Origin of the sequence: Sphingomonas flavescens (genome assembly GCF_030866745.1) — a bacterium.
Taxonomy (GTDB): Bacteria; Pseudomonadota; Alphaproteobacteria; order Sphingomonadales; family Sphingomonadaceae; genus Sphingomicrobium; species Sphingomicrobium flavescens.
The window spans coordinates 1,816,221-1,840,770 of record NZ_CP133016.1; the positions used below are offsets into that span (position 1 = coordinate 1,816,221).

At 64.6% G+C, this 24,550-nt stretch carries 30 protein-coding genes and 1 riboswitch; of the genes, 13 read left to right on the top strand and 17 right to left on the bottom strand.

Annotation, left to right across the window (positions count from 1 at the left end):
• Positions 1–12 precede the first annotated feature (12 nt).
• On the bottom strand, positions 13–1,770 hold the full coding sequence (recQ, locus tag QU596_RS09335) for a DNA helicase RecQ (protein WP_308515231.1): 1,758 nt from the start codon (positions 1,768–1,770) through the stop codon (positions 13–15).
• A 54-nt stretch (positions 1,771–1,824) separates the two neighbouring features.
• On the opposite strand from recQ, the gene QU596_RS09340 reads away from it, so the two are divergent.
• Positions 1,825–3,207, top strand: a complete 1,383-nt coding sequence (locus QU596_RS09340) for a glycoside hydrolase family 47 protein (RefSeq protein WP_308515233.1) — start codon at positions 1,825–1,827, stop codon at positions 3,205–3,207.
• Here QU596_RS09340 and QU596_RS09345 read toward each other — a convergent pair whose 3' ends face one another.
• The gene (locus QU596_RS09345) at positions 3,208–5,022 is read right to left on the bottom strand and encodes an ABCB family ABC transporter ATP-binding protein/permease (protein WP_308515235.1); all 1,815 of its coding nucleotides are present in this window, start codon (positions 5,020–5,022) and stop codon (positions 3,208–3,210) included.
• A gap of 110 nt (positions 5,023–5,132) precedes the next feature.
• Here QU596_RS09345 and QU596_RS09350 point away from each other — a divergent pair, with 110 nt between their 5' ends.
• The 7 genes from QU596_RS09350 to QU596_RS09380 all read left to right on the top strand — a co-directional run bounded on the left by QU596_RS09350 (position 5,133) and on the right by QU596_RS09380 (position 10,642).
• The gene (locus tag QU596_RS09350; protein WP_308515237.1) at positions 5,133–5,381 is read left to right on the top strand and encodes a hypothetical protein; all 249 of its coding nucleotides are present in this window, start codon (positions 5,133–5,135) and stop codon (positions 5,379–5,381) included.
• Between the two features lie 182 nt (positions 5,382–5,563).
• On the top strand, positions 5,564–6,418 hold the full coding sequence (locus QU596_RS09355; protein ID WP_308515239.1) for an SDR family oxidoreductase: 855 nt from the start codon (positions 5,564–5,566) through the stop codon (positions 6,416–6,418).
• Between the two features lie 297 nt (positions 6,419–6,715).
• Positions 6,716–6,901 (top strand): PspC domain-containing protein, encoded by a 186-nt coding sequence (locus tag QU596_RS09360; RefSeq protein ID WP_308515241.1) that lies wholly within the window; start codon positions 6,716–6,718, stop codon positions 6,899–6,901.
• Between the two features lie 48 nt (positions 6,902–6,949).
• On the top strand, positions 6,950–7,381 hold the full coding sequence (locus QU596_RS09365) for a DUF1810 domain-containing protein (RefSeq protein ID WP_308515243.1): 432 nt from the start codon (positions 6,950–6,952) through the stop codon (positions 7,379–7,381).
• Between the two features lie 30 nt (positions 7,382–7,411).
• Positions 7,412–7,933 (top strand): peroxiredoxin, encoded by a 522-nt coding sequence (locus tag QU596_RS09370; RefSeq protein ID WP_308515245.1) that lies wholly within the window; start codon positions 7,412–7,414, stop codon positions 7,931–7,933.
• A 154-nt stretch (positions 7,934–8,087) separates the two neighbouring features.
• Positions 8,088–9,059, top strand: coding sequence for a hypothetical protein (locus QU596_RS09375; RefSeq protein WP_308515247.1), 972 nt, complete (start codon positions 8,088–8,090; stop codon positions 9,057–9,059).
• A gap of 149 nt (positions 9,060–9,208) precedes the next feature.
• Positions 9,209–10,642, top strand: coding sequence for a PAS domain-containing protein (locus QU596_RS09380; RefSeq protein ID WP_308515249.1), 1,434 nt, complete (start codon positions 9,209–9,211; stop codon positions 10,640–10,642).
• A 42-nt stretch (positions 10,643–10,684) separates the two neighbouring features.
• On the opposite strand, the gene QU596_RS09385 is transcribed toward QU596_RS09380, so the two are convergent.
• The 8 genes from QU596_RS09385 to QU596_RS09420 form a co-directional block, all read right to left on the bottom strand.
• On the bottom strand, positions 10,685–11,164 hold the full coding sequence (locus tag QU596_RS09385; protein WP_308515251.1) for a PilZ domain-containing protein: 480 nt from the start codon (positions 11,162–11,164) through the stop codon (positions 10,685–10,687).
• A gap of 90 nt (positions 11,165–11,254) precedes the next feature.
• The gene (locus tag QU596_RS09390) at positions 11,255–11,662 is read right to left on the bottom strand and encodes a hypothetical protein (protein ID WP_308515253.1); all 408 of its coding nucleotides are present in this window, start codon (positions 11,660–11,662) and stop codon (positions 11,255–11,257) included.
• 112 nt (positions 11,663–11,774) lie between these two features.
• Positions 11,775–12,719 (bottom strand): aspartyl protease family protein, encoded by a 945-nt coding sequence (locus tag QU596_RS09395; RefSeq protein WP_308515255.1) that lies wholly within the window; start codon positions 12,717–12,719, stop codon positions 11,775–11,777.
• A gap of 206 nt (positions 12,720–12,925) precedes the next feature.
• Positions 12,926–13,297 (bottom strand): hypothetical protein, encoded by a 372-nt coding sequence (locus tag QU596_RS09400; protein WP_308515257.1) that lies wholly within the window; start codon positions 13,295–13,297, stop codon positions 12,926–12,928.
• Between the two features lie 70 nt (positions 13,298–13,367).
• Positions 13,368–13,832 (bottom strand): hypothetical protein, encoded by a 465-nt coding sequence (locus QU596_RS09405; RefSeq protein WP_308515258.1) that lies wholly within the window; start codon positions 13,830–13,832, stop codon positions 13,368–13,370.
• Between the two features lie 105 nt (positions 13,833–13,937).
• Positions 13,938–14,456 carry a hypothetical protein gene (locus QU596_RS09410; RefSeq protein WP_308515260.1) on the bottom strand — a complete coding sequence of 173 codons (519 nt, stop codon included), beginning with the start codon at positions 14,454–14,456 and terminating at the stop codon, positions 13,938–13,940.
• A gap of 54 nt (positions 14,457–14,510) precedes the next feature.
• Positions 14,511–14,921, bottom strand: coding sequence for a MerR family transcriptional regulator (locus QU596_RS09415; protein WP_308515262.1), 411 nt, complete (start codon positions 14,919–14,921; stop codon positions 14,511–14,513).
• Positions 14,922–15,128: 207 nt separating this feature from the next.
• Positions 15,129–15,464 carry a helix-turn-helix domain-containing protein gene (locus tag QU596_RS09420; RefSeq protein ID WP_308515264.1) on the bottom strand — a complete coding sequence of 112 codons (336 nt, stop codon included), beginning with the start codon at positions 15,462–15,464 and terminating at the stop codon, positions 15,129–15,131.
• Positions 15,465–15,579: 115 nt separating this feature from the next.
• On the opposite strand from QU596_RS09420, the gene QU596_RS09425 reads away from it, so the two are divergent.
• Positions 15,580–16,326, top strand: a complete 747-nt coding sequence (locus QU596_RS09425) for an SDR family NAD(P)-dependent oxidoreductase (RefSeq protein WP_308515265.1) — start codon at positions 15,580–15,582, stop codon at positions 16,324–16,326.
• Positions 16,327–16,384: 58 nt separating this feature from the next.
• Here the strand turns inward: QU596_RS09425 and QU596_RS09430 are convergent, their stop codons facing one another.
• The gene (locus QU596_RS09430; protein ID WP_308515266.1) at positions 16,385–16,681 is read right to left on the bottom strand and encodes a hypothetical protein; all 297 of its coding nucleotides are present in this window, start codon (positions 16,679–16,681) and stop codon (positions 16,385–16,387) included.
• A 127-nt stretch (positions 16,682–16,808) separates the two neighbouring features.
• On the opposite strand from QU596_RS09430, the gene QU596_RS09435 reads away from it, so the two are divergent.
• Positions 16,809–17,264, top strand: a complete 456-nt coding sequence (locus QU596_RS09435; RefSeq protein WP_308515267.1) for a YaiI/YqxD family protein — start codon at positions 16,809–16,811, stop codon at positions 17,262–17,264.
• Between the two features lie 286 nt (positions 17,265–17,550).
• Positions 17,551–17,961 (top strand): GreA/GreB family elongation factor, encoded by a 411-nt coding sequence (locus QU596_RS09440; RefSeq protein WP_308515268.1) that lies wholly within the window; start codon positions 17,551–17,553, stop codon positions 17,959–17,961.
• 9 nt (positions 17,962–17,970) lie between these two features.
• Here QU596_RS09440 and QU596_RS09445 read toward each other — a convergent pair whose 3' ends face one another.
• Both QU596_RS09445 and QU596_RS09450 read right to left on the bottom strand, forming a co-directional pair.
• On the bottom strand, positions 17,971–18,531 hold the full coding sequence (locus tag QU596_RS09445) for a DUF305 domain-containing protein (RefSeq protein WP_308515269.1): 561 nt from the start codon (positions 18,529–18,531) through the stop codon (positions 17,971–17,973).
• 53 nt (positions 18,532–18,584) lie between these two features.
• Positions 18,585–19,205 carry a YbhB/YbcL family Raf kinase inhibitor-like protein gene (locus tag QU596_RS09450; RefSeq protein WP_308515270.1) on the bottom strand — a complete coding sequence of 207 codons (621 nt, stop codon included), beginning with the start codon at positions 19,203–19,205 and terminating at the stop codon, positions 18,585–18,587.
• 270 nt (positions 19,206–19,475) lie between these two features.
• Between QU596_RS09450 and QU596_RS09455 the strand changes: the two genes are divergently transcribed.
• Both QU596_RS09455 and QU596_RS09460 read left to right on the top strand, forming a co-directional pair.
• The gene (locus tag QU596_RS09455; RefSeq protein ID WP_308515271.1) at positions 19,476–19,733 is read left to right on the top strand and encodes a hypothetical protein; all 258 of its coding nucleotides are present in this window, start codon (positions 19,476–19,478) and stop codon (positions 19,731–19,733) included.
• A 54-nt stretch (positions 19,734–19,787) separates the two neighbouring features.
• The gene (locus QU596_RS09460) at positions 19,788–20,438 is read left to right on the top strand and encodes a hypothetical protein (RefSeq protein WP_308515272.1); all 651 of its coding nucleotides are present in this window, start codon (positions 19,788–19,790) and stop codon (positions 20,436–20,438) included.
• Positions 20,439–20,448: 10 nt separating this feature from the next.
• Here the strand turns inward: QU596_RS09460 and ygiD are convergent, their stop codons facing one another.
• The 4 genes from ygiD to thiC all read right to left on the bottom strand — a co-directional run bounded on the left by ygiD (position 20,449) and on the right by thiC (position 24,419).
• Positions 20,449–21,306: a 4,5-DOPA-extradiol-dioxygenase gene (ygiD, locus tag QU596_RS09465; RefSeq protein ID WP_308515273.1), complete on the bottom strand. Its 858-nt coding sequence runs from the start codon at positions 21,304–21,306 to the stop codon at positions 20,449–20,451.
• 13 nt (positions 21,307–21,319) lie between these two features.
• Positions 21,320–22,237, bottom strand: coding sequence for an alpha/beta fold hydrolase (locus QU596_RS09470; RefSeq protein ID WP_308515274.1), 918 nt, complete (start codon positions 22,235–22,237; stop codon positions 21,320–21,322).
• Between the two features lie 143 nt (positions 22,238–22,380).
• Positions 22,381–22,536, bottom strand: coding sequence for a hypothetical protein (locus tag QU596_RS09475; RefSeq protein ID WP_308515275.1), 156 nt, complete (start codon positions 22,534–22,536; stop codon positions 22,381–22,383).
• Positions 22,536–24,419, bottom strand: coding sequence for a phosphomethylpyrimidine synthase ThiC (thiC, locus tag QU596_RS09480; protein ID WP_308515276.1), 1,884 nt, complete (start codon positions 24,417–24,419; stop codon positions 22,536–22,538). The genes QU596_RS09475 and thiC overlap by 1 nt, the downstream gene beginning before the upstream one ends.
• Positions 24,416–24,520: riboswitch (TPP riboswitch) on the bottom strand. Its footprint overlaps the gene before it by 4 nt.
• Positions 24,521–24,550 lie beyond the last annotated feature (30 nt).

Genomic DNA, 24,550 nt, shown 5'->3' on the forward strand with positions numbered 1-24,550 from the left:
CAAGCCTGAACGTCAGTCGGCTTCGGCCAGTGCTTCCAGCATGGCTGCGCCATAACGCTCGAGCTTGGCCGCACCGACGCCCTGGACTTTGCTCAGCTCGTGTAGGTCGCGCGGTTTGCGCGTGGCGATCTCACGCAAGGTCGAATCGTGAAACACAACGTATGGGGGCACGCCGCTCTCGGCTGCGAGTTTGCGGCGTGTTTCGCGCAGCCGATCGAACAAAGGATCGGCGGGACCGTCATAACGATTGCGAGAGGAGCGGCGTCGGGCGGGCGGAACGGCAATCGTCAGCTGCTGCTCACCTTTCAGGATCGGCTTGGCGCCGGGACCGAAGCTAAGGCCGCCGTAAGCATCGGCACGCAAAGCATCGCGGGCGATTAGCGCGCGTGCGACAGGCCGGATCAGCGTCAGCTCTTCCGCGTTGGCGATGCCGAACACCGACAGCCGGTCGTGGCCGAAGCTGCGCACCTTTTCGCTGTCCTTCCCGGCCAGCACATCGGCCAGGTGCCCAACGCCGAACCGCATTTCCGTGCGGAAGGCTGCGGACAGCAGCTTCCGCGCAATCTCAGTAACATCGACCGTCGCCGGCGGGTCGAGGCAGTTGTCGCAATTGCCACAGCGCTCGGGCGGATCCTCGCCGAAGTGGCGGAGCAGGATTGCGCGTCGGCAGCTTGGCGTTTCGACGAGCGCTGCCAGCGCGTTCAGCCGGTCGCGCTCGCCGGCGCGGCGATCGGGTTCGACTTCGGTTTCGATGCGCTGCCGGGCCCGTGCGAAGTCCTCGGCGCCCCAGAACAGCCAGGCCTCGGCCGGATCGCCGTCGCGACCGGCGCGGCCCGTCTCCTGATAATAAGCCTCGATAGACTTGGGGATGCCGGCGTGCGCGACGAATCGGACGTCGGGCTTGTCGATGCCCATCCCGAACGCGACCGTTGCCGCTATCACCATCTCCTCGGACTCGACGAACGCCGCCTGATTGCGCGCGCGAACCGGCGGTTCGAGGCCGGCGTGGTAGGGCAGCGCAGGGCGCCCGGTCGCAGCAATTTGCTCGGCAATCCGCTCGGTCTTGTCGCGGCTCGGGGCGTAGATGATGCCCGATCCCGGCTGCTGCGCGAGCAGAGCCTTGAGCTGCCCCGCAAGGCCGTCGCGCGGACGGATATTGTAGCGGATGTTCGGGCGGTCGAAGCCCGCAATGACGAGGCCGTCCTCCGGGATGCCGAGCTGCGTCAGGATATCGGCGCGCGTCCGCCTGTCTGCCGTTGCTGTGAGAGCCAACCGCGGCACGTCCGCATTGTCGTCGAGCAGCGGACGCAGCGCACGATAATCCGGCCGGAAATCGTGACCCCATTCACTGACGCAATGCGCCTCGTCGATGGCGATCAGCGACAGGTTCACGCGGCTAAGCAGACGGCGAAACGCGTCGCCGGTCGCGCGCTCGGGAGCTACGTACAGAAGGTCAAGCTCGCCCGACTTAAACCGTTCGACCGTCTGCTCACGGTTCGCATCGGCGGATGTCAGTGATGCTGCCTTCAGCCCGATGGCGTTCGCGCTGCGGATCTGGTCGTGCATCAACGCGATCAGCGGGGAGACGACCAGCGCCGTGCCCTCTCGCGCGATGGCGGGAAGCTGGTAGCACAGCGACTTGCCCGCGCCGGTCGGCATCACAGCCAGCGTATGCTGCCCGTGCATGACGCGATCCACGACGTCTTCCTGCACGCCGCGAAAATGGTCGAAGCCGAAAACGCTTTTGAGGATGTCGTGGGTGGAGGTCATCAACGCTAAGTCCGGCGAGTAGCGTTGCGCGCCAGCGCGGGCTAGCCTCGTCCAATGCACAATTTCCTGTTCAGCCGCCGCTCACTCCTTGGCACGGGGAGCGCGGCGTTGCTGCTCCCCGGCGCGGCCGCATCGGCCAAGCCGGCCCACTGGCGCGCGTTCGGCGAGGATGTGCGCAATGAAATGCGCTGGGCCTGGCGCAATTATCGCGAGCACGCCTGGGGCAAGGATCAGATTAAGCCGATCAGCGGAGGCAACGAAAGCTTCCCGCTCAAGAACCATCACCTCGGCCTGTCGCTCATCGAAGCACTCGACACCTTGTGGATCATGGGGCTGGACGAGGAATTCCGCGACGGCGTCGATTGGGTGAAAGCCAATCTGGATTTCGACGTCGATGGCGAAGTGTCGGTGTTCGAAACGTCGATCCGCCTGGTCGGCGGGCTACTGTCGGCGCATCATTGCAGCGGCGATAAGGTGCTGCTGGCCAAGGCGAAAGACCTCGCAGACCGCCTGTTGCCGAGCTTCAACGCCTCACCGCTCGGCATTCCGCACCGCTACATCAACTTGCGCACCGGCGCGCTGCGTGGACCCGTCACCAACCCGGCCGAGACCGGCACCTTCATCCCCGAATTCGGCTATCTCAGCCGCCACACCGGCGACGACCGGTTTCGCGCCGCCGCCAAGCGCGCGTTGGTGTCGATGTTCGAACGGCGATCCAAGATCGGCCTTCTCGCCGACAGCATCGACTGCATGACCGGCGAATGGAAAAGCCGGCGCGCGACGATCGGCCCTCCGTCGGACAGCTATTACGAATATCTGTGGGACGGCTGGGACCGGCTCGGCGACCGCGACTGCCTGCGCATGTACCGCGCGTGCACGGCAGCGATCCTGAAGCATCAGTCGCGGCGGCAAGGCGCGGATCTTTGGTTTGCAAATGTCGATTTCGAAACCGGCCAGCCGCTCGATGCCGAGCAGGACGAGCTAGGCTCCTTCTATGGCGGCCTGCTCGCGCAAGGCGGCGAGCGCGCGGCGGGCGTGGCGCATACGCGCACCTGGGCGAGGGTTCAGGCGCGCTACGGCATCCTGCCGGAAAGCATCGACTCCACGGACATGCGCGCGCTGAGCAAGACCAACGACCTGCGGCCCGAGCTCGCCGATGCCGCGTTCAACCACTGGCTGCTCGACCGCCGCGAGGAATGGCGGCACCTGGTCCGCGACCACTATCTGGCAATGAGGCGGTGGAGCCGCGCGCGCTATGGCTATGCCGATCTCGCTGACGTTACCACCAAGACGCAGAGCGACCACAATCCCGGCTATTGGTGGTCAGAGCAGATGAAATATTACTATCTGATCTTCGCCGACACCCCGCGCGTCGACTATCGCAAGCTCTACCTCAGTACCGAAGGCAACATTTTGCGCGGCGCGCGCCGCCGCTGATCATTCGGCGGCTTGAGCGATCTCGTCCGCGAGTTGGGCTTCCGCCTGCCGCTGCCACAGCTCGGCATACAGGCCATCCTGGTCGAGCAGCTGTTCATGCGTTCCGCGCTCTGCGACGCGACCTTGGTCAAGGACCACGATCTGGTCGGCGTTGACGATGGTCGACAGGCGATGCGCGATCATGATCGTGGTGCGGCTTTCCGCCACGCGGTCGAGCGTGTCCTGAATCGCCTGCTCGGTCCGGCTGTCGAGCGCGCTGGTCGCCTCGTCCAGCACTAGGATCGGCGGGTTCTTGAGCAGGGTGCGGGCGATCGCCACCCGCTGCTTCTCGCCGCCGGACAGTTTTAATCCGCGTTCGCCGACCATCGACTCATACTTGTCAGGCAGCATGGCGATGAAGGTGTCGATCGCCGCGCCGTTCGCGGCTTGCTCGATGTCGGCCTGTCCGGCGTCGCCACGGCCGTAGCCGATGTTGTAACCGATCGTGTCATTGAACAGCACGGTGTCCTGCGGGACGATGCCGATCGCCGCGCGCAGGCTGGTTTGCTGGACGCTCGCGATATCTTGGTCGTCGATTAGGATGCGGCCCGCCTGCGGGTCGTAGAAGCGGTAGAGCAGCCGCGCGATGGTCGACTTGCCCGCACCCGACGGCCCGACGATCGCGCAGCTCGTTCCCGCAGGAATGTCGACCGACAAGCCCTTCAGGATCTCACGGTCGGCCTCGTAGCCAAAGTGCACGTCGTCGAACTTCACCGCGCCGCGCGTCACGTGGAGCGCAGGCGCACCCGGAGCGTCGACCACTTCGGCTGGCGTATCAAGCAGGTCCCACATCGCTTCCATGTCGATTAGTCCCTGGCGGATCGAGCGATAGACCCATCCAAGCGCATCGAGCGGGCGGAAGAGCTGCAGCAAAAGCCCGTTAATCCACACCACGTCGCCCGGCGAGAAGCGGCCGTTGCTCCATCCCCAAACGGTGAAGATCATCGCGCCGGCCATCATCACGTTGGTGATTAAGGCTTGGCCGATGTTGAGCCACGCGAGGCTGACCTCGTTGCGAACCGCGGCGCGCGCATAGGCGCCGACGGCTTCCTCGTAACGCGCAGACTCCCGTGCCTCGGCGCCGAAATATTTGACCGTCTCGTAATTGAGAAGTGAATCGACGGCGCGCCCGATCGCCTTGTTGTCGACGTCATTCATCTGGCGCTGGATGTTGGTGCGCCAGTCGCTGACCTTGCGCGTGAAGACGATATAGATCGCAACGATCGCCAGCGTCGCCGCAACTAGCCCGAAGCCGAACTTGACGAAGAAGATGACGCAGATGGCGGTCAGCTCGATGATCGTCGGGCCGATGTTGAACAGCAGGAAATAGAGCATCATGTCGATGCTCTTCGTCCCGCGTTCGACGATCTTGGTCAGCGACCCGGTGCGCCGCTCCAGGTGAAAGCGCAGCGACAAGTCGTGGACGTGGCGGAACACCTTGGCCGACAGACGCCGCGCCGCATCCTGCCCGACCTTTTCGAAGATCGCGTTGCGGAGATTGTCCGACAATACACCGCCGAAGCGCGCCAGCGTGTAGGCCAGCACCAGCCCGGCGACGACCGCGAAGGCCGCGTGCGCACTCATGCGGTCGACCGCAAGCTTTAGTGCGTAGGGTCCTGCGAGCGTCACCGCCTTGCCGGCGAGCACCATCAGCACCGCAAAGATGACGCGCGCCTTCAGCTCGGTCTCGCCGCGGGGCCACAGCATCGGCATGAACCGCCACAGCGCAGCCAGCCCGCGGTTGGGGCTCGTCGGTTGGGTTACGTCTGTGGCCATTGTCGACAACGTAGGAAGACCACGGCTCAGCGGCAATCGAAGATGCGAATGTCCACGGAACCGATCGCGAAATCGGCGGTTGAATCAGCAACTTATCGGGGAACTTCGAAATGGGTCCGGGTTACTTCGTCATCGCGATCTTGGGCTGCGCCGATGGTGGCAGCGCCTGCACGCCGGTTGCCACGCTTCAGACCAAGTATGAGAACGAAGCCCAGTGCCAGGCCGCGGCCGCGCCCGCGCTCGAAGCCAATACGCAATTCGATTTTCCCACGCTGCTGGCGCGTTGTCAGGCCGGCACAGGCGGTGCGGTTGAAGCGCAGCGCGACCGGAACAGCCGCTCGCCCATCCGTCGGGGTTAGTTTCGGGAACCGGGCCCGCAGGCCTCGGTTTCCTAACCCATGAACTCATCCGAGCGAAAATCGTCCAAGCCCAAGTTCCCGCGCGGCAAATCCAGTGCGGCAGCTTCCGCTCGTCCGAACCAGGCCACCGGCGCCGAGTTCGAGCGTGAAGGGCTCGGCGTCGCACCAAAGGAGTAAGCGTTATGTCCGACCTCGCCGAACCGATGATCCACGAAGACCGCCTTCCCGGTCATGAAAGCAAGTTGGAGCCGAAGCCGGATTGGGAGCCCCGATACAGGGGTTCGGGCCGTCTGGAGGGCAAAGTGGCGCTGATCACCGGCGCCGATAGTGGTATCGGTCGCGCAGTCGCGGCGCTATTCGCTCGCGAAGGTGCGGACATCGCAATCTCTTATCTGTGCGAACATGACGATGCCGCCGAGACAAAGCGGATTGTCGAAGCGGAAGGCCGGCGAGCCATCACTTTGCCCGGCGATCTTGGTGAAAAAGCATTCTGTGAGAATATCGTACAGCGGACGGTGGGTGAGCTCGGACGCCTCGATATTCTGGTGAATAATGCCGGCGAGCAACATTATGACGAGGATCTGCGGGGCATCACCGAAGATCAGCTGAAGCGCACGTTTCAGACGAACATTTTCGGTATGTTCTTCCTCACGCAAGCTGCGCTCGATCACCTCGGAGAAAGGTCGGCGATCATCAACTGCACCTCGGAAACGACCTACAAGGGTTCGCCGGGTTTGCTCGATTACAGCTCCACCAAGGGCGCGATCATGGGGTTTACCCGGTCCCTCGCGCTCAACCTAGTAGACAAGGGCATTCGTGTGAACGGCGTGGCGCCCGGACCAATCTGGACGCCACTCAATCCGTCGGGCGGTCAACCGCCGGAGAAGATTCCGGAGTTCGGCAAGGACACGCCGATGGGCCGCCCCGGCCAGCCGAATGAGGTCGCGCCCTGCTTCCTCTTCCTCGCGTGCGAGGATTCCAGTTACATGACGGGCCAGGTGCTGCATCCCGACGGCGGGAACACCACGTCCAGCTAAGCCGTCGGCAGATTTTCCCAATTGTCGGGAAAACGGGCTGGTCATTTTAGCGACGAATGGCGACGTCTTACTGAAAAACAACGACAATTTAAAATTGGCACGCCCCGTGCATTGTATTTGGCATGGGCCCGATGGTCGGGTCCGGGAATACAATAAGGGGATTACCAATGTTCGCTTCGCTGTTTGCCGCTCGTGAGACTGCCAGCCTTTTCGCCGGCGCTTTCATTTCCGCGATGCTGCTCGTCTCGGCCGCGACGTCGCTGCCGATCGCCTAACTGCTACGCAAGGAAGCACGCAATGAATGGACGTTTCTTGATCAACCGCGGCGACGCCAAGGTGATGGGCGTCGCCGCCGGGATTGCCGATTATTCGGGCATCGATCCCACCATCGTTCGCCTGGCGCTGGTGGGCCTGACCCTCCTGACCGGGCCGGTAATGATTTTCTTCTACGTACTGACGGGGCTGCTCGCGCCGCGCCAATAGGCGCGAGCCGCTCTTTCAACCTTTGCCCGTCGCGGCCATCCTAAGGCCATGACCTCCACGAAGGGACTCGACCGCTTCATTGAAGCGCAGAGCAGCACCATTGAGGCGGCGCTCGCCGAGCTTCACGCCGGCCAAAAACGAACGCATTGGATGTGGTTCATCTTCCCGCAAATCCATAGCCTTGGGCGTAGCCCGATGGCTCAATTCTTCGCGATCTCTTCCCTCGAGGAGGCCAGGGCATATTTGGCCCATCCGATACTGGGCCGACGTCTTCGCCAATGCACTGCCGCAGCCTTGCCTTGGGCAACCCAGCGCAGCGCCGCGGCCATCTTCGGCGCGGTGGACGCGTTGAAATTCCATTCGTGCATGACGCTGTTCGACTATGTTGCGCGTCATGATGTGTTCGAGCGCGCGCTAAGGGCTTTTTACGGTAGCGCTGCCGATGAGGCGACACTCGCTTTGCTCTTCCGGCAGCGCTAATCAACGGTCGTTCAGCCGTTGGAGATCGCCATGCGCAAGCTTCTGTTCGCAATCGCCGCCACCAGCCTCCTGTCTTCGCCAGCGCTGGCCGCGCTCAAGGTTGGCAGCAAGGCCCCCAACATCGCTACTGTCGGCGCGGTCGGTGGCAAGGAATTCAAGCTCAACCTCGCTGAGCAGCTGCGCAAGGGGCCGGTCGTTCTTTACTTCTTCCCGAAGGCGTTCACCTCGGGTTGCACTGCGGAAGCGCATGCGTTCAGCGAAGCGATCGACGAGTTCAAGAAAGCCGGCGCACAGGTTATCGGCATGTCGGCTGACAATATTGCGACGCTCAGGGACTTCTCGGTCAAAGAATGCCGCAGCGCCTTCCCGGTCGCGACGGCAACCCCGGCGACCCAAAAGGCGTACGACGTTGCCTGGGCCGCGCACCCCGGAATCACTACTCGCACATCCTACGTGATCGACCGCAGCGGCAAGATCGTCATGGTCCACGACGATCTGGATTTCAGCAAGCACGTCGCTCAGACATTAGCCGCGGTTAAAACGCTCAAATAACCTGAACTAACCCGCTGATTCCGGAACAAAAGTTCCATGACTGGACATTTCTTGTGCGAAAACATTAACTTAACTTCATTCGTTTCGGCGCTTTTTGTGCTCTGTCTAGCGCCCGGCGCGGCACTGGGTGACGCGCTGGCGGTTGTTTCCGATTATGAGGAAAACGAACCACTACGCACGGTCCAGCGCCCTGCCCGCGATTGCCGCGGCCCTGGCGCTTTCTTCAACCCCGCTGTTTGCGCAGGAAGCACAGCCAGTGACGGAGCCTGTTCCGCAGGTGACCCCGCCGCCCCCCACAATGGACGCGGCGCCGACGCCGGAGGCCGCTACTACGGCAACGGACGCTGCCGAGCCGACGACGGCTGCTGAGCCTGCGGCTGTCGCTGCGACGCCGGTGAAACGTGCAACGCGCACGGCCACCGCGAAGCCTGTCGCGACAAAGTCAGCGCCGGTTCGCACGGCCAGCACCCAAGCGCCTGCGCGGCCCACTGCGGTCGCTCAGTCCGCTGCGCCAGTGACCGCACCCGTGACTGAACCGGCGGCTACGCCAATTGTCGAACCTTCATCCGCTCCGGCAGCGCCGGCCACCGCTGAGGCAACGCCACCGACAAAGAATGGCAACGAAGTTCCGGTTATTGCCGGCGGTGCCTTGGCACTTCTTGCCTTGGGTGGCGGCGCTTTCGCCATCGCACGTCGTCGCCGTGAGGAAGACGAGGACGTGTGGATCGACGAACAGGCAATGGCAGACGACCGTGCCGAATTCGCCGAACCGGTGCGCGACGAAACCGTGATCGAGCCGATCGAGCATGAGCAGCCGAAGATCGTCGCGCCTGCCGCGTCGGCATTCAGCTGGGGCAATGTTCAGGCTCGTCCGGCGGTCTCCACGCCACCGCCAACGCAGGCTACGGCTGACGATGACCGCATGCCGGGTGAAAGCTGGGTCGATCGCGCTTATCGCGGCCCGACCCCGAACAACCCATCGGCTTCACTCCGTAATCGACTCAAGCGCGCCGCTTTCTTCGACAAGCGTGAGCGCGAGGTCGCCGCAGGGACCGCGGAGCCGGTCGACATGGGCGCCGGCTTGCCAGAGGCCATGATCGATGAGCGCGAGCGCGAACTCGCTTAACCAAATTGATTTCCTGAAAGGACGTGGGCGCCGCTCGATTTTTCCGGCGGCGTCTGCGCGTTTGGCCACTGCGATCTTAACCTTTTCTCAGCATCATCGGCGCATGAAGCGGGCTGCAAATACGCAGCACATCGCGAGGGGTCCGATTCATGGGAGCGCCGGGTTCAGGCACCAAAGCGGCTGACCAGCCGTCCGCAGAAGCTTTGCTGACGGCGTTCAAAAAGATCGACGCGGCCGAACGCCGCCGCCACGCGAGTGTCCTGAATTACTGGCTCTCGATTCGCGGCGACAAGGAATTTCCACCGCTGCATGACCTCGACCCGCTCGAGCTGTCGGACGCCGGCCCTCAGTCTATCCTGATGGAGCTGATCAGCGGCGGTCACGATGCGGAAATCCGCCACATGGGCGAAGCGCTGCGCGGGGACGACTGGCCCGAGCGGATCATGGACGCCGACCAGCCGTCGGTCCTGTCCTGCATCGCCAAGAAATTGCCGATCGTCGCCATCTCCCGCGACTTCCTCGCATTCGAAGACGAATTCGACGCCGGGGACGGTCCAACCCGTTGCTGGGTGACACTGTTGCCGCTCAGCGCCGGTGGCGCGTGGGTCGACTATGTCTATGGCCTTGTCAGCCTCGAAGGCCCCGCGGCCAAGGCGGCAAAGCCGAGCAAGGCGAACAAGACCCCCGATCCGGCGCCGGAGATCGCGCCCGAAGTCATCGACGATGTCGAAGAGACATCCGCTGCGGTTGATGAGCCGATCGCTCAAGTGTCCGAATTCGAGGTTGCCGCCGAGGAATCGGAAGCCGCCGTCGAGCAAGTTGAGGACGTCGTGTCCGAATCAGCGCCAGAACCGTTCGATGTCGTCGACGATTACGAAGAGCCATCGTCGTCCCGCACGGCGAAGGCCGCGCCCGGCTTTTCCAAGCTTCTCGATAGCATCGCCGGCCTGACCGGCTTCTACGGCAGCCAGCCGGTCAAGGTTGAGCCGGTCATCGAGACGGCGGAGCAGACTCCGGATTATCCCGAAAGCGATGAGCCCGTTGCAGAAGAACCCGCCGCCGAGAAGGTAGCCGTTGAGGAGCCTGTCGCGCAGGAACCGGTGGCCGAAGAGCAGACCTTCGAACCCGAACCGGAATCTCAACAAGAACAGGTCGCCGTCGCCGAAGAGCGGGCGCAGCCAGTTACCGAATCACCGACCAGAGCATCGGAGGGATCATTGAAGAACAAGCTAGCCGACGTGCGCACCAAGGCCGACGAGGCCCGCCTCGCCAAGATCCGCGCAAACACCGCGCTCTACGAGGGACTAAGCGCCGCCTACGACTTCGCCCTCGATGCGGAAGAGACGCCTGAAGAATATCTCAAGCTCGTCGAAGCCCAAGGCCTGAAAATCCAACTCCGCTCGCCGATGAAGCCGGTCGTGAAGCTGGCCTTCGAGGGCATGTGCGACGACATGACGATCAAGCAGCTCGAGGCCGTCCTGGCGTGGGCGTTCGACGAAGAACTGCCGCGCGGCACGCTTGCCGAGCGAATCGATTCGGCCGGCGGCATCAGCCAGATCCTGAATGAAAAGAAGGCGGCCTAAGCGCCGCCTTCGCTTCTTTCGACAGAAAGTAAAAAGAGTCGCTTAGGCGGCTTTCGAATCCTCGCCGAGGCGAAGTCCCTCGACCACTGCATCCACCGCGCATTTGCGTGACAGGTCGGCTAGGATGGCGATCTGCGTATCGTCTGCCGCCCGGGCGAGTCGGTTGGCCCGGGTCGCAATGCTGCGCAGCTCGGCGATCGCGCTGTCGGGCAGACGCTGCTGATCCGCCAGCAATCGATCGAATACCGCTTGCGAGAGCGGTCGTTCAAACTCCAGGCCGATGAATTCCTGGCAATGCCAGGCCACCCGGCAGAACTGCGTTTCGAGCCCGGCGATGTTGAGCCAGACCCAGCTGTCGTTCTCGACGTTTGAAGTGCACTCGACCCGGCACCCCTTGATCGACATGTCGATAACGCGGGCGCGAACACGGCTCTTCGTGCCGTCGCGCATTGTCGCATTCAATCGGAGAGCCAGCCGGTCGGCGCTGCGGCGTTCGGGCTGGGTTTTTGAAGCTTGAGCCATGGATGCATACCCCTTGGCTCCATTTTGGTCTTTCAATGGTGAACAAATAGTATGTCGAGGCGGGCGAAAAACGCCCGCCCCGTGGGGTGCTTAGCGGACCTGAACGCGGACCACGGGCCGCGCCCATCCGCGTGCCAGCGGGGCATATTTCAACCGCACCTCGGAGACATCGCGGGCGGCGCCGCGAAGATCCAGGTTCCGCGTGCAGGTGCCCGCGCGCATCAGGCTGCGAGTCCCGATATCCTGATGACCGCCGTTGCGGAAGCGGACATCAACGTCGCGCATCTGGATCGGGCCACCGAACACGCAAACCCGCATCTGCCGATACCGCGCAGTGCCCGGCACGCGGATCGAGTCCGTATCGCGCCCGTCGACCGTCTCCACGGCAATAGTGCGCCAATTGTTCGAATGGTGATTGTTCCAGCGCTGCGCATCGGCAGGAGCCGCGGCAGCGACCGCGGCCAAGACAGCGGCGCCGAGCATCAGGGTGCGTGTCATCGTATGTCTCCTTGCATTCACTAACACCCGAACGGGTACGCCCCCTAGGCTGTTGCCCCGCTGAACCCTTGATTCATCTCACCTCAACGAAAGTTAAGCGTGTTGGGGCTGCTTACCCGCACACGGCGCGATCGCCGGTCGAGGATAAGCGGCTGATCGTCGAGGTCGGCGAGGTGCTGATGGCAACCGCTTCAGAGCCGCAGCGCCGCAGCTGGAACCGGACCTTGCGTGAATGAAAGTCGAGCGAGACCCGGCGAAAGGTTTCCAGCAGGTCTGTACCGAGGAGCAGAGCCGGCTCGTCATTCACGCCGAAGACGGTGAACGGCGGCACATCGGCGAAGGCGAGAGGCACATTGCCGAGCGTGACCGAGCCCAGTTTGAGTTCTTTGATTGTCCCGAGTTGCAGGTCGATCGTCTTACCGGTGACCCCCGTCGCCGCCACCGTCCACACCTTTCGGTTCCGGCTGGACTTCAGGAGCTTGTCGCGAAGCGCCAGATTGCCGATCGAGATCTCGGAGCCGGTATCGATGATCGCGTTGAGCCGCAGGCCGCCGGCGCGCACTTCTGTCAGGATAAGTTGCCCGCGTTGCCGCTTTGCTGTGATGACAATCTCGTCTGGGTAACGCGGCGGCGGCTTTGCGGCGTCCTCGACCTTGATGATCCGTGCGTCAAAATCGAGCATGAGGCGCTGGCGGACGAGGGCGTCGATGCCGATCATCCCGTCGCCGCCCAAGTTGCTCTCGCTAAGCGCCGGTAACTCGAGGCTGGTAATGGTACTCGGGCCCAACGTCAGCGACGCGACCTTGACCCGGTCGACCACATTGCGGTCGGTGATGGCGTTCAGCAGTACTGGCGTTCCTGCCGGGAGCTGCAGGTCGCGGGCGAGGCGCAGGCCAACGGCGGACGTATCGGCGCCGCTGTCGACCACGAAATGATACGGGCCGCGTCCATTGACGCGGACCTCGACGGTCATCCGCGTTTCGACCTTGCGGGCGTTGACCTCGTCGCCGCCGATCTGGAGTCCGTTGTCGATCACTGCCGGCGGGAGCGGCGCCATCGTGGACGGTCCCGGCGGTGCCGGACGCGGCCTCCCGACAGGCGGAGGCGCAGCGGATGCAACTCCCCAGGAAATCAGCGCCAAACCACAGGCCTGGCCGAAGCGCACGCCACCTCCCGTTTCAGCGAACCCTGAACAGCTACGCCGACCGAGTTTGGTCGCCTAGCCTTATCCGATGGGCAGCCGCCGCTTTCGACGGGCGGCTGTCAGCGTCCGTCGGGTTGCGTCGGCTTGGTTGCCGGATTGCTTTGTGCCGCGATGTTGTCGACGCGGCTGACCACCGCCTGAAAGTTCTTGATGCATTCGCTCATCAGCGGACCATCGTTGGCGTCGTTGATCGTCGCCATCTGCTGGTCGAACAGGCTCTTCAGCTGAGCGCTGCTCGCCGTCGGGCTGACTCTGCCCAGGTAGAAATTCAGCGCCGCCTGCGCGAGCTGCTTAGCCTGATCGTTCGGTCCAGCACGGGCGAAGGCGCTGCTGAGGACGATGCACCGCGCATCGGTGTTGCTCTGCGCCGTCGCGGCAGTGCCCGAGGCAATCGCCGCCGCCGCGGCAGCGATGCGTACAAGCTTCTTCATCAATCGGGTCTCCATGGACATTCGGCGCGGCGCCTATCAGCGGCAACCAGCACTGACCATGAACAACGCGTCAGGCCGCGCGAGCCTCGGGATATTCTGCAAACACGAGCATGGCCCGGGGATGTAGGCCGTTCACCGCGGCGATCAGCTGTCGTCCAAAGACGTCGAGGCAATGAAGCCCGCGCCCTTCGGGACAGCGGACATCAAGCCCGAAACTGTCCCAGATGGCGTTAGGGTCGCGGCGATACTCGCCGAGCATCGCGAACTGATCTTCCCACTGGTCGCGGGTGAAGCGGTCGCGGACACTGTCGGGCAGCGCCGCATAACGGATATCGTGCTCGGTGATGTTGAACAGCGCCCGCGACGTTTCGTCCACCAGATGCGGCAGCTCTTCAAGTTCGTCGTCCAGCAGGCGGTCGCGGACCCGCATGTCGAGCTGCCGCTCGATTTCGGCAACCCCGGGCAAATCGCGGAACAGGATTGGCGTCATGAAGCTGGAATCAACGAGATTCCAAGGAGTTCCATTGTCCGGCATCGCACACCTCTCCTTCCCATGAGGTCCCGCCGCGCATCATGAATCAGGCGAGTCGCGGAAGGAAGAGTCCGAATACGCTGGCGCCGCGAAAGCTGGGGATAGTCCTCAACGGACTGCGGTCAGCGTGGTGCGATTGCGCGCCAGCCATTCATTCTTGGCGTCGTCGGTGAAGTCGACCTCCTTGAGCGTCACCAACAAGTCGCCGTCGCGGGTGGTGGTGAGCCGGATGGTGGCGGGCCGGTTGTCATCGGTCGCCGTGACGGTTTCGACCAGCGTCCAGTGCGTGGCGTCCTTCGCCGCAGTCAGTTTCAGCGCCGAGGTCTCAACCTCGACCGTCTTGGCCTTCCGAAAGGTGGCGCTGCTTTCATGGGTGCCGTCCGCGGCGAGCATGGAGACTGTGGTGATGCGCACGTTCCCAGTCTTCGGCCCGTCGTCATAATCGGCGGTACGGATCAGCGTGACGCTGTCCCCGCCGTCGCGGACCTCAACCTTCACCGGCAGCCCGAACCATTTGTCTGCCTGGTAATCACGGTATTCGAGCTTACCCTGCCAGCGGCCGACCAGGCTGGAACGGGCAGCGGCAATATCGGGCGCCGCGGCGGCAAACATCAGCAGAGCGATCATCGTCCCCTCCTCGGCGAAGTCTCTGCATCGGACGCATCGTCGGCAATACCGCCTCTAGGACCGTTCGAAAGCGGTGATGATCGGGCAAGGGCCCCTGCGTTTGTGAGCGCAGGCCGTGGCGAGTGCCGACAGCGCGTCGCGGGCTTCGGTCAACTCGGCGATCTTCGCGTCGATCGCAGCGACGCGGTCGCGGGCCAGTTCGCGGGCACGGACCCGGTCGTCGCCGGCGTCGAGGTCGAGCAGCTCCTTGATTTCGGCGAGGGTGAAGCCCGCGGCCTGGGCGCTGCGGATGAAACGCAGGCGTTTGACGTCGGCATCGCCGTACCGGCGCACTTCGCCCGGCGGCCGCGCCGGCTCCGTCAGCAGTCCGCGCCGCTGATAATAACGCACCGTTTCCACCCCGACGCCTGCCGCTGCGGCGAGACCGCCGATCGTGTCCGAAGTTCTCGCTTGATTCCGTACCATGGTACAGGGGTCATACAGCCTTCACGCGGCGCGAATCAACGCGGCGCGGGACAGGAGAAACACCATGACCACCCAGAACGAATTGCAGACCAAGGCTGCCGAACTCGACACCCGCGGCGGGTGCCAGTGCAAACCATGCACCTGCAAGAATTGCAGCTGCTGACCTTGTGACGGGACACCGCCCGGCTGACTGGGCGGTGTCCTGTGCTAGGCGTCTGCCGGCATTGCCGCGTAGGCGGTCAGGATCGATTTGATCAGGCCGGGAAAGCGCGCATCGATCTCCGCGCAGCGCGAATAATTGCGCATCTCGATGCCTACCCGTTCGGAGCGGATCAGACCGGCGTCGCGCAGGATCTTGAAGTGCTGCGACAGCGAGGACTTGGGGATCACCCGGTCGCCTGCATCGGCCATCTGCGAACAGCGCTGGACGCAATCCGCTCCGGCAATCCCGGCGAAGATCGCCGCCCGCTCCGGATCGGCGAGCGCGTGAAGGATCGCCTCAGGCCGGATATCGTCGGCGGAAGGGTGAAGCAGAGGACGCATTTCGATTTTCAAATAGAGGTCCTTGAACCGCTGTTCAACAGTTCCATATTTCTGAACTATCGGAGTAACGGACCGCGGTCGGCCCGTCAGAGCCGATCGGAGAAGGACAGGAAAAATGGGAAAACTGGCAGGCAAGGTCGCGGTCGTGACGGGCGCATCGAAGGGCATCGGTGCGGGCATCGCCAAGGCACTGGCGGCTGAAGGCGCGTCCGTCGTCGTCAATTACGCGTCGAGCAAGGACGGCGCGGACGCCGTCGTCGACACCATCGGCCAGGCGGGCGGCAAGGCCGTCGCGGTGAAGGCCGACGTCTCGAAGGAAGCCGAGGCCAAGGGCCTGGTCGACGCCGCGATCGACGAGTTCGGGCAGCTCGACATCCTCGTCAACAACAGCGGGGTCTATGCCTTTTCGGCCATCGAGGACGTCAGCGAGGACGAGTATCGCCGCCAGTTCGACGTCAACGTGCTCGGCCCGCTGCTGACCACCAAGGCGGCCGTCCCGCACCTCAAGGACGGGGCGAGCGTGATCAACATTTCCAGCAACATCACCAGCGTGCTGGTGCCCCAGTCGGCAATCTACAGCGGCACCAAGGGCGCGCTCGACGCGGTGACGGGCGTGCTGGCCAACGAGCTCGCGCCGCGCGGCATCCGCGTGAACGCGATCCTGCCCGGCTACACCGAAACCGAAGGTACCGGGAATGCCGGCATCAGCGGCACCGAATTCGTCGACCAGCTGGTCGCCCAGACCCCGCTGGCCCGCGCCGGCACGCCCGACGACATCGCCAAGGTCGCGGTGTTCCTGGCGTCCAACGACAGCGGCTGGCTGACCGGGGAGCGCATTGCCGCCAGCGGCGGCATGCGTTGACCGGCCGAGGCGCGCGGCTCTCCTCTCCCCGGGTCGCGCGCCTCCTATCGGGTCTACTCTAGCCCAAGCGCTTGCGGTTGGCGCGGACGCGCTTGCCGTAGGTGCCGATCGCGGCGCGCGCCGCTCCTTCGGGCGATTTCACCCGGCCGCTGGCGACCGCACCGGCAAGCTCGAAACCCGCCTCGACCTTTTCGCTGACCATCCGCTCCGCCTCCCGCACGGCGGGTCGTCCGCCGGCCATCATCCGCCAGCCGCGCATGGTCATCACCATCGCCGCGTCGGCCATCAGGAACGACGTGTCGAGCCAGAGGCGGCTCCAGGCGGCGGCGGTGGCGGCGGGAACGGGGCGGGTCATAAGCGGTATCCTCGATACGACGCGAACGGCCGCGCACCCCATCAACGTGCTGCACTGCAACATGGGTCCGAGCCTTTCGCCAAAGAGGCGGCTTAACAACCTACGGACGCACCCCTAGGGCGGCGGCATGAGCGAAGTCCGCATCCTGGTCGACGCCGACGCCTGCCCGGTGAAGGACGAGGTGTACAAGGTCGCGTGGCGGGGCGCGGTGCCGGTGACGGTGGTCAGCAACGCGCCGATCCGGGTGCCCGATCATGTGCTGATCGAGCGGGTGCTGGTGTCCGACGCCTTCGACGCCGCCGACGACTGGATCGCCGAGCGGGCGGATGCGCGGACGGTGGTCGTCACCGGCGACATCCTGCTGGCCAACCGCTGCCTGAAGCAGGGCGCGACGGTCATCGGCCACAACGGCAAGCCCTTCACCAGCGCCAGCATCGGCGGTGCCATCGCGACGCGCGCCATCATGGCCGACCTCCGCGCGGGGGCCGGCATCACCGGCGGCCCGGCGCCGTTCGCGAAGGCCGACCGCTCACGGTTCCTGCAGGCGCTCGACGAGGCGCTGGTGCGATTGGCGAAGTCCTAAGTCGTCGCTGGCCGCGCCAGGGCCTGCCCGCTTGATTACGCTGGCCCATGGTCCATATCGAAAGCATGACCGAGCATCCCGTCTTCGACCGGTCCCGGCTGCACCCAGGCAGCAGCACCGCACGACTCTAACGCCCTGAGCGGGCCGCTGCCGCGTGGCAGCGCGCTTGGGGCCTCCCATAACCGAGCCGTGTCCGCCCCAGGCGGATGCACTTCGAAAATTCGATGGCGAGCGATGCGCCGCCGGCCCCGAGCCGGCGCGGCCGCCTCGCCAAGGGAGAAGACCAATGAATGCCACCCAACCGGCGACCCACGGACGTCCGCCGATCCATTTGCTGGCGGCGGAGTCGGACATGGTCGCCAGCCTCGCGCTGCGCGCCGAGCATCAGCAGCCGGTGGTCGCCGCCATGCTGCTGGAGGAGATCGAGCGCGCCGAGCTGCACGATGCGGACACGTTGCCCGAAGGCCACGTCGGCCTGAACTCGACCGTCGCCTTCGTCGACGAGCGCACGCACGAGATGCGCGAGCTGAAGCTGGTCATGCCGGGCGAGGCAAACATCGCCGAAGGGCGCATTTCGATCATGACGCCGATGGGCGCCGCGCTGTACGGGCTGGCGGCGGGCCATTCGATCGCCTGGCCCGACCTTCACGGAAACAGCCGGCCGATCCGCATCGTGCGGGTGACGCCGCCCGAGTGAACCCCGGCGCTATTCCGCCTGCAGCGTGTTAATTCCCGCGCTAGCATCTGTTTCCGGCGCGGGCGGCGGCACGTGCCGGTCGCGATAGCTGGGGATGTCGGGCGCGTTGGCCGCGGGCGGGTTGGCCTCCAGCCGCGCGATGTGGCGCTTCATCTCGGCGATCTCGCGCACCTGCGCGTCGATGATCCCGTCGGCCAGCTTGCGCACTTCCGGATCCCTGATGTGCGCCCGCTCGCTGGTCATGATCGCGATCGAATGATGCGGGATCATCGCCTTCATGTAGGCGACGTCGCCCACCGTTTCCTGGCTGCGCACCAGCCACAGAGCGATCGCGAAGACCGCAATGCTGCCGGCGACGATGCCGAGGTTCGCGGCGCGATTCCGGTACATCCCCCACATGAAGCCGATCATGATCAGCGCCATCACCGCGCCCATCAGCAGCGCCATCCACATTCGCGTCTGGCTGAACGCGACATGGTCGAGCGCGTAGGTGTTGAGATACATCAGCCCGAACATCACCACGGTCGAGGTGGCGATCATCGCGGCAAAGCGGCCGTAACCCATGTTCATTGGCAAACCTCCAGCAACGAAACGGTCGGGACCGCTTATGGTGGCGAAGGCTGTTACGCCGGAACGGCGCTGCCGATGGGGCCGATGTCCGCTTCTTCGCCGCGCGAGTAGGTGCCGACGAGGACGCCGGCGGCGAGGATGCGGCCGGACACGTGGTCGATGAAATCGGCGCGGCCGGGGGAGTTCTTGTCGTCGGCCTCCGCGTCGGCGCTCAGCGCGAGGAGCTGGAAGATGTAATCGTGGCTGCCGTGGCCGGTCGGCGGGTCGGGCGGCAGCCAGCCTTCGCCGAAGCCCGAGTTGCGGCCGACGTCCTTGCCGTCCGCGCCCGCGCCGTCGGGGCGGATCGCGCCTTCGGGCAGGCTGCCGAGCGCCGGATCAATGTCGACGACGATGGCATGGACCATCGGCCGCGGCGTCGGCGCGTCGGGATCCTCGACGATCAGCGCCAGGCTGGCCGTCCCCTCCGGCACGCCGCGCCACAGCAAGGGCGGCGACACGCCCTCGCCATCGGCGGTGAAGCGCGGCGGCAAGCGTCCGCCGGGCGCGAAGGCGGGGCTGGTCAGGTCGAGCGAGGCGGCGCCGGCGAGGTCGAGGCGGGCCAGCGTCAGCTTGTCATGCCCGGCGCGGACGTTCGCGAGCGCCGCGCCGAGCCAGTGGGGGATGTGTTCAAGCATGCGGGGGTGAACGCTCCGGTTCCAACCCGGATGCAGTCCTCACCACGTTCTCCGGAGAACCTACCGCCGGAACGTGCTTGGGGATAAGTATCGTTCGTCACTTGTTCCCAGGCCGTGTTCGCGCAATGTTCGCATAGCCAACGTGAGTCGCATTCGCATTTCCGAGGAGATTCGCATGATAACGTAGGAACTTAGATCGCATCACCTGCTCCCACTGACTGACTAACGGGTTGGGTTTAGCTCGGGCTCGCCGGCGGAAACGTAAAGCTTATGCTTGATACCAGAAGCGGGATCATCGGCTCATCGAAAACCTCAGTACGCGCAGGCACGGGAAGCATTCGGCACATCCTCAAGGAGGAGTGGCATATGGATCTTCAGAAGTTCATTCACATGGACGATCGCTGGATGTGGCGGTGGTACATCACCGACCGCCGCGGAGCGCTTTTGTCCATGTCACTTGGACAGTTTTCAACGCGGGAAGAAGCGTTGAGAGACCTTGAAGCCATTCGCCTCGCCATAGCGGCCTAAAAGGAAGCCGAGCGGCTCTCGTTGGCACCGGCGCTTTCTTGGTGAGGTAGTTTGATGGCTGGGAAAAAATTCACGCGATATTTCCGTGACCCCGCATTTCGCGAAGCGGTCGACCAGCAATTCGCGCACGCCGATCAGGCGACCGTCAGTGGGAAATGGATCACTTACGCGATTCACGATCCGACGCTGTCGGATGCCATTGCGAACCGAGTTGAAGGGACGATAATTTACGTTGGCCAATCGAAAGAATTTCGGAAACGCGTTCGGAAGCGTTTTAGAAACGCGGGAACGGCGGTTGGTCGTCCGAAGGACCGCATTGATGGCTCGTGCTACGACATAATGGCGCGAGGCGGCGTTCCGAGATTCTCAGTCTTAGAAACGACCGAAAATGCGCTCGATTCATTAGTCTCAGAGACCAACTGGACGAAGCGTCTTCGAGCGGCCGGTTACAGGCTACTAAATCAATGGACTGAGCAGAAGTTCGGTGGACGTGAAATCGACCGACATACGGTGCCGCACAATTGGATTTGGCCTTTGACAGCAGAGGACGCAGTCGGTTCAAGAATCGATCTGGTAGTTAGCGATCTGGAGTGTCCCGATCAGATGGTAGCTGATCTAGCCGCTTTTCCTCCGAACACCCGCCTTCGAGAAATTCGTGACTTGTTGAAAGGCAAAGGGCGTCAATCGAGGATCGTCGTTCGATAGTAGGACCGCCCTAAATATTCGTCTGCTCCGGCGGCACGTTCGCCGGCAGCCGCGCGGCGCAGGTTGGGTGCTTGCGCAGCTCCAGGTCGGCGCCGAGGCCGTAGCAACTCATCGAGATCGACCCCATCGAATAGCCGCGCACCAGCGGCTCGAGCGCGGCGCCTTCGGCTTCGGCAAGGCCGGCGAGATAGAGCATCGGGATGAAATGGTCGGGCGTCGGCACGGCCAGGCGGTAATCGGGGTGCTCGGCGAGCTTCAGGATGTCGCCGGGGGCGCTCGTCAGCCGGTCGGCGGCGGCATCGTCGAAGCGCTCGGCCCAGTCGGTGCCGAGGTCGGGCTCGTTCCACTGCAGGCGGCCGAGGTTGTGGACGATGTTGCCGCTGCCGACGATCATCACGCCGCGGTCGCGTAAAGGCGCGAGGCGGCGCGCGAGGGCGAGGTGATAATCGAGCGGGCGGGTCGCGTTGATCGACAGCTGCAGCACCGGAATGTCGGCCCCGGGGTAGAGATGCGCCAGCACCGACCAGGTGCCGTGGTCGAGGCCCCACTGGTCGCGGTCGAGGCCGACCCATTCCGGCTTGACCGTCTCGACGATCTCCGCGGCGAGATTGGGGTCGCCGGCGGCGGGATAGTCGAACGCGAACAACTCCGGCGGGAAGCCGTAGAAATCGTGGATGGTGCGCGGGCGCGGCATGGCGGTGACGGCGGTCGCGCCGAAATACCAGTGGGCGGAGACGCAGAGGATCGCCCGCGGGCGCGGCAGGTGCCGGCCGAACGCGCGCCATGCCTCGGTGTAGCCGTTCAACTCCAGCGTGTTCATCGGGCTGCCGTGGCCGATGAAGAGGGCGGGAGTGCGGGTAGCTGTCACGCGCGGACTAAGGTCAGGGTTTGGCGAGGAAGTCGCGGACGAGCTTCACGGTGGCGGCGGGATTCTCTTCCATGATCCAGTGGCCGGATGCGGGGACGATGCCGCCGGTGACGTCGGTCGCGCCGGCGCGCATTACCTCGGCCATTTGCGTGCCGAAGCTCTTTTCTCCGCCGAGCGCGAGGACGGGCATGGCGAGCTTGCCCTTGGCCGCGAGCCAGGCGCGGTTGTCGACCGCGTCCTGGTCGAAGGCGTGGAACTGCTCGAAGCCCGAATGCATCGCGCCGGGGAGGGCATAGAGTTTCGCGTAATGCTGGCGGCTGGCCTCGTCGAAATGCTTGGGGTCGGCGGAGAATTCGTTCCAGAAGCGGTCGAGGTAGATGCGCTCGCGGCCGGCGACGAGCCGCTCCATGTCCGGACCGCCGAAGCGGAAGTGCCAGAGGAGCGGGTTCTGGATGATCTGCTCCCACGGGCCGACGCCGGGGACCGGCGCGTCGATCAGCGCCCAGCGCCGGACGCGATCGGGATGCTCCATGGCGAAGGCGAAGCCGACCATGTTGCCGATGTCGTGGGTGACGACGTCGGCTTTGGCGACGTGCAGCGCGTCGAGCACGCCGGCGACGTCCTCGCCCTGCGTCTTCTTGTCGAACCCCGACTTGGGCTTGGCGGACAGGCCCATGCCGCGGAGGTCGGGGACGATGACCTGGTGATCGCGCACCAGCTCGGCGGCGAGCGGGGACCACATATCGCCGGTCTCGCCATAGCCGTGGAGCAGGACCACGGCCGGGCCCTTGCCGCCGACGCGCACGTGGATGGTGGTGCCGTTGGTGGCGATTTCCTGGGTATGGAAGGACGCCGGATACGGCGGGACGGCAGCGGCGGCCGGAACAGCGAAAGCGACGGAAACGGCGACGAGCGCCGCGCGGATGGACATGCCCCTTCTCCCTCAAACGAGGTGGATGCAGCGGACGCCCATACGCGACTCGACGACGCAACTTGCGTCGTTGTCATAGGGTGAAACATCCGTGGCCGAAATGCACTTGAGTCCGACGCTCGGCCGCCCTGGCACGGGCCCTGTCAGCTTGCCTGTTTCGCCTTATGCTCGGCGATCAGGCGGTCGAGCTCCTCGATCCGCTGGCGTTCGCGCGAGCCCTTGGGCAGGCCCTTGAGGCGGCAGGTGGCCCACAGGGTCTTGCGTTCGGACTCCAGCGCCTTGGCGTAGAGGTCGGCCATCAGTCGTGGGTCCGGTCGCCCGCGCCGATGTACAGCTCGCGCCCGGTCTCCTCGTAGACGCGGCTCATCTCCGCCATGCCGGCTTCGGCATCGGCGGGCAGGCCGTCGGACTTGCCGCGGTCAGGGTTCTCGGTCGTCGGCATGGGCGGGTTGAGGCGCGCGAACTCGCGGACTTCCTGGCTGATCTTCATCGAGCAGAACTTGGGGCCGCACATGCTGCAGAAGTGCGCGGTCTTGGCGCCTTCGGCGGGCAGCGTCTGGTCGTGATATTGCTCCGCCGTCTCGGGGTCGAGCGACAGGTTGAACTGGTCGCGCCAGCGGAACTCGAAGCGGGCGCGGCTGAGCGCGTCGTCGTGCAGGCGCGCGGCGGGGTGGCCCTTGGCGAGGTCCGCGGCGTGGGCAGCGAGCTTGTAGGTGACGACGCCGACCTTGACGTCGTCGCGGTCGGGCAGGCCGAGATGCTCCTTGGGCGTGACGTAGCAAAGCATGGCGGTGCCGAACCAGCCGATCATCGCGGCGCCGATGCCGCTGGTGATGTGGTCGTAGCCGGGGGCGACGTCGGTCACGAGCGGCCCGAGGGTGTAGAAGGGCGCCTCGCCGCAGCTTTCCAGCTGCTTGTCCATGTTCTCCTTGACCTTGTGCATCGGCACGTGGCCGGGACCCTCGATCATCACCTGGCAGTCGTGCTCCCAGGCTTTCTTCGTCAGCTCGCCGAGCGTGTAGAGTTCGGCGAACTGTGCCTCGTCATTGGCGTCGGCGGTGCTGCCGGGGCGGAGGCCGTCGCCGAGGCTGAAGGCGATGTCGTAGGCCTTCATGATCTCGCAGATTTCGTCGAAGCGTTCGTAGAGGAAGCTCTCGCGGTGGTGGGCGAGGCACCATTTGGCCATGATCGAGCCGCCGCGGCTGACGATGCCGGTGACGCGGTTTGCGGCCAACGGGACGTAGGGCAGGCGGACGCCTGCGTGGATGGTGAAATAGTCGACGCCCTGCTCGGCCTGTTCGACGAGGGTGTCGCGATAGACGTCCCAGGTCAGGTCCTCGGCGATGCCGCCGACCTTTTCCAGCGCCTGGTAGATGGGGACGGTGCCGATCGGCACGGGCGAGTTGCGGATGATCCATTCGCGCGTGTCGTGGATGTTGCGGCCGGTCGAGAGGTCCATGACCGTGTCGGCGCCCCAGCGGATCGCCCACACCATCTTGTCGACCTCGGACGCAACATCCGAGGCTACGGCGCTGTTGCCGATGTTGGCGTTGATCTTGACCAGGAAGTTGCGGCCGATCGCCATCGGCTCGGATTCCGGGTGGTTGATGTTGTTGGGGATGATGGCGCGTCCGCGCGCGATCTCGTCGCGGACGAATTCGGGCGTGACGAAGTCGGGGATGGCAGCGCCGAAGCTTTCGCCGTCGCGGATTTGGTTCAGCGCGGCTTCGCGGCCGAGGTTCTCGCGGTGGGCGACATATTCCATCTCCGGCGTGATGATTCCGCGCCGCGCATAGTGCATCTGCGTGACGTTCGCCCCAGCCTTGGCGCGAAGAACCTTTTTCCGAACGTTTGGAAAGGGTTGCACCCCGCCGGACCGGTCGGGGCCAAGCTGTCCGTTGTCTTCCGGCAGCACTTCCCGCTGCGCCACTTCCTCGACGTCGCCGCGGGCCCGTATCCACTCGCGCCGCAGCTCCGGCAGGCCGGCCATAATGTCGATCCGTACGTTCGGGTCGGTGTAGGGGCCGCTGGTGTCATAAAGGACGACGGGCGGCTCTCCGGAGGAGGGCTCGAGATCGACGGCGCGCATCGCGACGCCGAGGGGGCCGACGTGGATCTTGCGGCTGCCGCGGATCGAGCCGGTGGTGACTTTGAGTTCGGTGCGCGCGGGAACGTCCGCCATTTGACTCTCCTTCTCCCTACGCCGGTGTGAGCCGGATCAGGTTCGATGGGTCCCGGCACCATGCCGATCTCAGCCGCTTGGCGGCTCCCCAGGGAAGAGTCGTCCTTAGGCCGGGCGGCCGGCCGGCGCTA